The 7,840-nt window shown below is 61.2% G+C and carries 4 protein-coding genes; 3 read left to right on the top strand and 1 reads right to left on the bottom strand.

Going from position 1 to position 7,840, the window contains the following annotated elements; all coding sequences use genetic code 11:
- Nucleotides 1–2,451, bottom strand: a 2,451-nt coding sequence (locus ACE04F_RS18620; protein WP_486108969.1) for a retention module-containing protein, incomplete at its 3' end; no start/stop codon positions are given.
- Between the two features lie 360 nt (nucleotides 2,452–2,811).
- Here ACE04F_RS18620 and ACE04F_RS18615 point away from each other — a divergent pair.
- The 3 genes from ACE04F_RS18615 to ACE04F_RS18605 are packed head-to-tail and all read left to right on the top strand — an operon-like array spanning nucleotide 2,812 to nucleotide 7,711.
- Entirely contained in the window at nucleotides 2,812–4,161 is a 1,350-nt protein-coding gene (locus ACE04F_RS18615; RefSeq protein ID WP_486108967.1) for a TolC family outer membrane protein, read from the top strand.
- Nucleotides 4,162–4,197: 36 nt separating this feature from the next.
- Nucleotides 4,198–6,354 (top strand): type I secretion system permease/ATPase, encoded by a 2,157-nt coding sequence (locus ACE04F_RS18610; protein WP_305497596.1) that lies wholly within the window; start codon nucleotides 4,198–4,200, stop codon nucleotides 6,352–6,354.
- Nucleotides 6,344–7,711, top strand: coding sequence for an HlyD family type I secretion periplasmic adaptor subunit (locus ACE04F_RS18605; RefSeq protein WP_305497595.1), 1,368 nt, complete (start codon nucleotides 6,344–6,346; stop codon nucleotides 7,709–7,711). The genes ACE04F_RS18610 and ACE04F_RS18605 overlap by 11 nt, the downstream gene beginning before the upstream one ends.
- Nucleotides 7,712–7,840: the final 129 nt, after the last annotated feature.

Raw genomic sequence — 7,840 nt, 5'->3', positions numbered from 1 at the left:
GTTGATCACCGCGCCGTTGCTCAGGGTGATGGTGACAGGCGAGCCGGCGGCGTTAGTCAGGGTCGCGGTGTAAACAATCGAGCCGCCTTCGGCAACGGTGTCGGTTGCGGACAAGGCCAAGCCGGTAGTATCAGCCGAATCAGTGATCGTAGTAACCGCAGGCGTAGTGCTCGGCACCAGATTCTCGAAGTTGCCGCCGGTTGCGCCGGTAATCGTAGTGCTGACGGTGCTGCCATTGTTGTAGACGTCATTGGCCGGAGTATCGACAGCCACGGTACCGGTGGTCTGGCCGGCGGCGATAGTGATCACCGAGCCATTGCTCAACGTCACGGTTACCGGCGTCTGAGCAGGATTGGTCAGCGTCGCGGTGTAAGTGATCTGACCGCCTTCGGTGATGGTTTCGCTGGCGCTGAGCGTCAGGCCAGTCGTATCAGCCGAGTCAGTGATCGTAGTAACCGCAGGCGTCGTGCTCGGCACCAGGTTTTCGAAGTTGCCCCCGGTTGCGCCAGTGATCGTGGTGCTGACGGTACTGCCGTTGTTGTAGACGTCGTTGACCGGGGTATCCACGGCAACGGTGCCGGTGGTCTGACCAGCGGCGATGGTAATGACCGAGCCATTGCTCAACGTGACAGTAACTGGCGTCTGAGCCGGATTGGTCAGCGTCGCGGTGTAAGTGATCTGACCGCCTTCGGTGATGGTTTCGCTGGCGCTGAGCGTCAGGCCAGTCGTATCAGCCGAATCAGTGATCGTAGTAACCGCAGGCGTAGTGCTCGGCACCAGATTCTCGAAGTTGCCGCCGGTTGCGCCGGTAATTGTAGTGCTGACGGTGCTGCCATTGTTGTAGACGTCATTGGCCGGAGTATCGACAGCCACGGTACCGGTGGTCTGGCCGGCGGCGATAGTGATCACCGAGCCATTGCTCAACGTCACGGTCACCGGCGTCTGGGCAGGATTGGTCAACGTGGCGGTGTAGGTGATCTGGCCGCCTTCGGTGATGGTTTCGCTGGCGCTAAGCGTCAGGCCAGTGGCGTCAGCCGAATCAGTGATCGTAGTAACCGCAGGCGTAGTGCTGGGCACCAGACTCTCGAAGTTACCGCCGGTTGCGCCAGTAATCGTAGTGCTGACAGTGCTGCCATTGTTGTAGACGTCATTGGCCGGAGTATCGACAGCCACGGTACCGGTGGTCTGGCCGGCGGCGATAGTGATCACCGAGCCATTGCTCAACGTCACGGTCACCGGCGTCTGGGCAGGATTGGTCAACGTGGCGGTGTAGGTGATCTGGCCGCCTTCGGTGATGGTTTCGCTGGCGCTAAGCGTCAGGCCAGTGGCGTCAGCCGAATCAGTGATCGTAGTAACCGCAGGCGTAGTGCTGGGCACCAGACTCTCGAAGTTACCGCCGGTTGCGCCAGTAATCGTAGTGCTGACAGTGCTGCCATTGTTGTAGACGTCATTGGCCGGAGTATCGACAGCCACGGTACCGTTGGTCTGGCCAGCGGCAATCGTGATGACCGAGCCATTGCTCAACGTCACGGTCACCGGCGTCTGAGCCGGGTTGGTCAGCGTCGCGGTGTAGGTGATCTGGCCGCCTTCGGTGACAGTATTGCCGGCGCTCAGGGTGACGGTGGTGGTGTCGACGGTGTCGGTGATCTGCGTCACGGCTGGCGTGGTCGGCAAGGTCACGGCGATGCCAGTGCCGCCAGTGGTGCCGGTGACGGTCACGCTGACTTGGCTGGGGTCGTTGTAGACCGTGTCGTTCGGCGCGAGCGGAACGTTGACGCTACCGGTCAGCTGCCCGGCCGGGATCACGATCACCGCGCCGTTGGATAGGGTTACGGTCAGGTTGGTTTGCGGCGCCTGGGTCACGGTCGCGGTGTAGACCAGCACACCCCCGGCCTCGGTCAGGGTCGGGGTGGCGCTCAAGGTCATCGTCGCATTGAGCACGGCGTTGGCGGTGGTATCGGCGTTATCGTCACCACCCAGGATGTTGTCATCGGTTGCCGCGGCCGCAGCGAGGCCTTCGGTCGGGAAGCCGATGGTGGGGTCGACGCTGCCGGCCGTGGCATCCAGCACGACGAAGCTATGACCGCCGCCCACGGCGCCGCCTGTACCGGCAGCGGTGGCGCCGGCCGCGGTGGCTTCCAGGGCGGTAGTCGGGTCGACGCCGGCGGCGATGGCTTGCTGCAGCTCTTCTACTGAAGGCGCGGCTTGGGCAGTGGCCTGTTCGAGGTCGGTGGAAGAGTCCGGCGCGCTGGCGCTCCACTGGGTATCGCGGCCCAGGTCAAGCGTGCGGCCGTCAGCCAGTTCCAACGTGACGGCGCCGGCAGGGCCGGTGTCCAGCTGGTCGCCTACGTTAAGGCGATCGCCTTCAATGAGTACGCGCCGAATGCCCTCGGGGGAAACGACGAAAACCTGACCAACAATGCTTTTGACAACGGCAATAACACTGCTCATTGAAGACTCTCCGGGTACCACGTTCAGTAGACGTCCATGGACCCGACGGCCTCGTTGGCCACAGCGATCTGGATGTTCATGCGCACAAAGGGATAATGTTTTGACGCTGGAAATATGACGATTTTTTGACTGCTAGTCCGGCTTATTTTGTTTCTGCCAAACTATTGACCTTATGCTGGCCATCCTAAACAATCGCCTCTGTAATGTCACATTGATATTTAAGCGGCGACCTGTTCTTTCGGTGCGTGTTCCTGCCCCTGTTTTGAACTTTCCGACATACGGTCATTCCGGTTGCCATCATCCGATGCAGCGACACGTCTCGCTGTGATTCAAGACAAGAGTTTCGGGAATTATCCAACCATGCGTTCGCACCTGCTCAAGGCCTTACCCTTCGCCCTGGCTGTCAGTTTTGTACAAGCACAAACCTTGCCGGAGGCGATGCAGCAAGCATTGGATGTTCATCCGGAAATTCAGGCTGGCGTGAACAGTCGCCTGGCGGCGGACTATCAGCTGAAGGCGGCCAAGGGCGGCTACCTGCCTAGAGTGGACCTTGCAGCCGGTTATGGCCGCGAAGGCACCGACAGCGTGACTACTCGTTCGGGCAGTAATAATCATTGGGAAACCCTGAACCGCAGCGAGTCGAGCCTGCGCCTGTCACAAATGGTTTTTGACGGTTTTGCGACGTCCAGCGAAGTCGGGCGTCAACAAGCCAACGTCAGTGCCCGCGCCTATTCCTTGCTCGATGCCTCCGAGCGCACCGGGCTGACCGTCGCCCAGGTGTATCTGGACGTACTGACCCGCCGTGAGTTCGTGCGCCTGGCCGAGGAGAACCTCAAGAGCCATGAGCGCATTTTCGACCAGATCAAGCTGCGCACCTCCCGTGGCGTAGGCAGCGGCGCTGACCTGGACCAGGCCGAGGCGCGCATGGCCCAGGCCCGCAACAACCTGATCACCGAGCAGACCAACCTGGCCGATGCCGAGACCAACTACCTCAGCGCCGTCGGCCAATTGCCTGACCAATTGGAGCGTCCCGCCGACTTTCTGGCGTTGCTGCCGGCCAACCTGACCGAAGCTCGCGCCCAAATGTTGGAAAACAGCCCAGTACTGCGTTCGGCCGAAGCTGACATCGCTGCTGCCGAGAAGCAGTACGAGGCCGCCAAGTCGAGCTTCTACCCTCGCTTCGACGCGGAGCTGGGCCGCACCGCCGACAACGATCTGGATGGCCAGAACGGCCACAACAATGAATGGCAGGCCATGCTGCGCATGCGCTTCAACCTGTACGCGGGCGGCAGCAACAAGGCCGACCTGGAATCCAAGTCCTACCTGTCGAACCAGGCGCTGGATATCCGCAACAACGCGCTGCGCCAGTTGAATGAAGAACTGGGCCTGGCCTGGAACGCCCTGAACAACGCCAACGCCCAGGTGCCGATCGCTCAGCAATACGTGGATCGCAGTGCCAACGTGCGCACCGCCTACCAGAAGCAGTTCCGCCTCGGCGAACGGACCTTGCTCGACTTGCTCGACAGCGAAAACGAGCTGTTCAGCGCCTCCCGCCGTCTGGCGGAAATCAAGAACGTGCAGCTGTTCAGCCAGTACCGGATCAAGGCGACCATGGGCCAGTTGCTGAAAAGCCAAGGCGTGGTCGCGCCGTTGGCATCGGTTGTGCAGACCGACGTGAAACCCAAGGTCCAGTTGCCTGGGATGAATTAAGCCATCCATCCGTTTTTCAGCGAAAGAGTGCCGAGCGTGGAATCAGAAGTCAGTCCAGTCGAACTAGTTCATGACCCGCGCACGCTGCACGATGACCCGCTGCTGGACGGTTTGCTGGCGCTCTGCATGCTGCATCAGAAACCTGCCAGCGCGGCGATGCTCACCACCGGCCTGCCGCTGCCCAAGCAACGGTTGAGCGTCGACTTATTGTCGCGCGCGGCGGCCCGTGCCGGTCTGCAAGGCCGGGTGCTGCAACGCAAGCTCGAACAGATTCCGGCCATCGCCATGCCGGCTCTGCTGCTGCTGAAAGAAGGCCGCAGCGCCGTGCTGCTGGGCTGGGCCGGTGACGACCAGGCGCGCTTGCTGCTCAGCGAAAGCGATGGCGGCGAGGTCACCGTCAGCCGCGAGCTGCTGGCCGATGACTACAGCGGCAAGGTGTTCTTCGCCCAACCGCAGCATAAATTTGACGTCAACCACGGCACGCTGATCCCTCGGGCGCGTTCGTGGTTTCGCGACACCCTCAAGCGCTCCCGCTGGTTGTACGCCGATGCCATCGCGGCCAGCCTGCTGATCAATATCATCGCCATGGCCGCGCCGCTGTTCGTGATGAACGTCTACGATCGCGTGGTGCCGAACCAGGCCGAATCAACCCTGTGGGTACTGGCCGTCGGCATTACCGGCGCCTATATCTTCGACCTGATCCTGAAGATGCTGCGCAGTCTGTGCCTGGATCTGGCGGGCAAGAAAACCGACCTGATCATTTCGGCGACGCTGTTCGAGCGCATCGTCGGCATGGCCATGAAATACCGTCCGGCGCGAGTCGGCAGCTTTGCCCAGAACATCCACGAGTTCCAGAGCCTGCGGGACTTCCTCGCCTCGCTGACCCTGACCAGCCTGATCGACTTGCCGTTCACGCTGCTGATCTTCATGGTCATCGCGATCCTGGGCGGACACCTGGTGTGGATTCCGGTGCTGGCGTTCCCGATCGCCTTGCTGATTGGCTATGCCTTACAGAAGCCCCTGGTGGCGACCATGGAGCGAACCATGGCGCTGGGCGCCGAGCGCCAGTCCAGCCTGATCGAAACCCTGGCCGGCCTGGATGCGGTGAAGGTCAACAACGCCGAAAGCGAACGGCAGTACCAATGGGAACAGACCATCGGCACCCTCAGCCGCCTCGAACTGCGCGTGAAGATGCTGTCCGGCCTGGCGATGAACATCACTTTGCTGATCCAGCAACTGGCCGGGGTGATCATGATCGTCTTCGGCGTCTACCAGATCATCGCGGGCAACCTGAGCATGGGTGGGCTGATCGCTTGCTACATGCTCAGCGGCCGCGCGTTGAGTCCGTTGGCCTCGTTGTCGGGCCTGCTGACCCGCTACCAGCAAGCGCGAGTGACCATGACTTCCGTCGACCAGATGATGGAACTGCCCCAGGAACGCAATTTCGATGAGCGCCCGCTCAGTCGCAAGGTGTTGCAGGGCGCCATTGAATGTCGGCAATTGAATTTCACCTATCCGAACCAGCAGAACGCCGCGCTGAAGAACATCAACCTGGTGATCAAGCCGGGCGAAAAAATCGGCATCATCGGCCGCAGCGGCTCGGGCAAAAGCTCCCTGGCAAAACTGCTGGTGGGGCTTTACCAGCCGGATGACGGCGCGTTGCTGGTGGACGGCGTGGACATCCGCCAGATCGACGTCAGCGAGCTGCGCTACAACATCGGCTACGTGCCCCAGGATATCCAGCTGCTGTCCGGAACCCTGCGTGACAACCTGACTTCCGGTGCCCGCTACGTCGAAGACGAATTGGTGCTTCAGGCCGCTGAGCTGGCAGGCGTACACGAGTTCGCCCGCTTGCATCCGCAAGGCTATGAACTGCAAGTCGGTGAGCGTGGGCAGAACCTGTCCGGCGGTCAGCGCCAGAACGTCGCCCTGGCTCGCGCGTTGCTGCTCAATCCACCGATCCTGCTCTTGGACGAACCTACCAGCGCGATGGACAACACCGGTGAAGAGCGCCTGAAACAACGCCTCGCCGCCGTGGTGGAAAACAAGACCGTGCTGCTGGTGACGCACCGGGCATCCCTGCTGTCGCTGGTGGACCGCCTGCTGGTGATCGACCGTGGACAGATTCTCGCCGACGGCCCGAAAGCCGCCGTCATGGAAGCGTTGAAAAAGGGGCAGATCAGTGTTGCTTAAATCCGGTTTCAAAGGCGCTGTGGGTCGTTACTTCAAAGGTTCCGACTCGCTGCATGGCCAACCGCTGCCCGAGGTCAACAAGGCGCTGATCGAGGACGCTCCTCGGGTGGTGCGTCTGACCATCTGGGGCATCATCGGTTTTTTTGTGTTCCTGGTGCTATGGGCCAACTTCGCCGAGATCGACGAAGTGACCAAGGGCGACGGCAAGGCGATTCCCTCGTCCAAGATCCAGAAGATCCAGAACCTGGAAGGCGGTATCGTCGCCGAACTGTTTGTAAAGGAGGGGCAGATCGTCGACGCCGGTGCGTCGTTGATTCGCCTGGACGACACGCGATTTGTTTCCAACGTCGGCGAAACAGAGGCGGATCGCCTGTCCATGCTGTTGCGGGTCGAGCGCTTGAGTGCCGAGGTCGATGACCGACCGCTGAATTTCCCGGCCGATGTACTCAAGGCCGTGCCGGGCCAGGCTGCCAGCGAAGAATCGCTGTACATCAGCCGCCGCCAGCAGCTGCATGATGAAATCGGCGGCTTGCAGGAGCAGTTGATCCAGCGTCAGCAGGAATTGCGCGAGTTCGTCTCCAAGCAGGCGCAATACCGCTCGGGCCTGGCGCTGCAACGCCAGGAAATCAACATGTCCGAGCCGCTGGTGGCCCAGGGCGCGGTGTCGCCGGTGGAAGTGCTGCGGCTCAAGCGTGCCGAAGTCGAGACCCGTGGGCAGCTGGACGCGACGACGCTGGCAATTCCTCGCGCCGAATCGGCGATCAAGGAAGTGCAGCGCAAGATCGACGAGACCCGCGGCAAGTTCCGCAGCGAGGCACTGACCCAGCTCAATGAGGCACGCACCGACCTGAACAAGGCTCAAGCCACCGGCAAGGCCCTGGAGGACCGGGTGAGCCGTACCCTGGTGACCTCGCCGGTGCGCGGCATCGTCAACAAACTGCTGGTCAACACCATCGGCGGCGTAATCCAGCCCGGTAGCGACCTGGTGGAAATTGTGCCTCTGGACGACACTATCCTGGTGGAAGCGAAGATCCGTCCCCAGGACATCGCTTTCCTGCACCCCGGCCAGGACGCCACGGTGAAATTCACCGCCTACGACTACACCATCTACGGTGGGATGAAAGCCAAGCTGGAACAGATCGGCGCCGACACCATCACCGACGAAGACAAGAAAACCACCTACTACATCATCAAGCTGCGTACCGAACGCAGCCACCTGGGCACGCCTGAAAAGCCCTTGCTGATCATCCCCGGGATGGTGGCGTCGGTGGATATCATCACCGGCAAGAAGACCGTGCTGAGCTACCTGCTCAAGCCCATCATCAAGGCCCGGGCCGAGGCGTTGCACGAGCGGTAAATTAATCGAGCTGTGACTCGCTGCTTTTGTGGCGAGGGAGCTTGCTCCCGCTCGGCTGCGAAGCAGTCGCAAAACCAGGCAATACTTTCAGCCTGAAAGAATGCCGGGGCCTGCTCCGCAGTCCAGCGG

This window comes from Pseudomonas sp. AGC41 (assembly GCF_057334555.1).
Note: the sequence above shows the minus strand (reverse complement) of the source record. Positions and strands in the feature narration are given on the sequence as shown.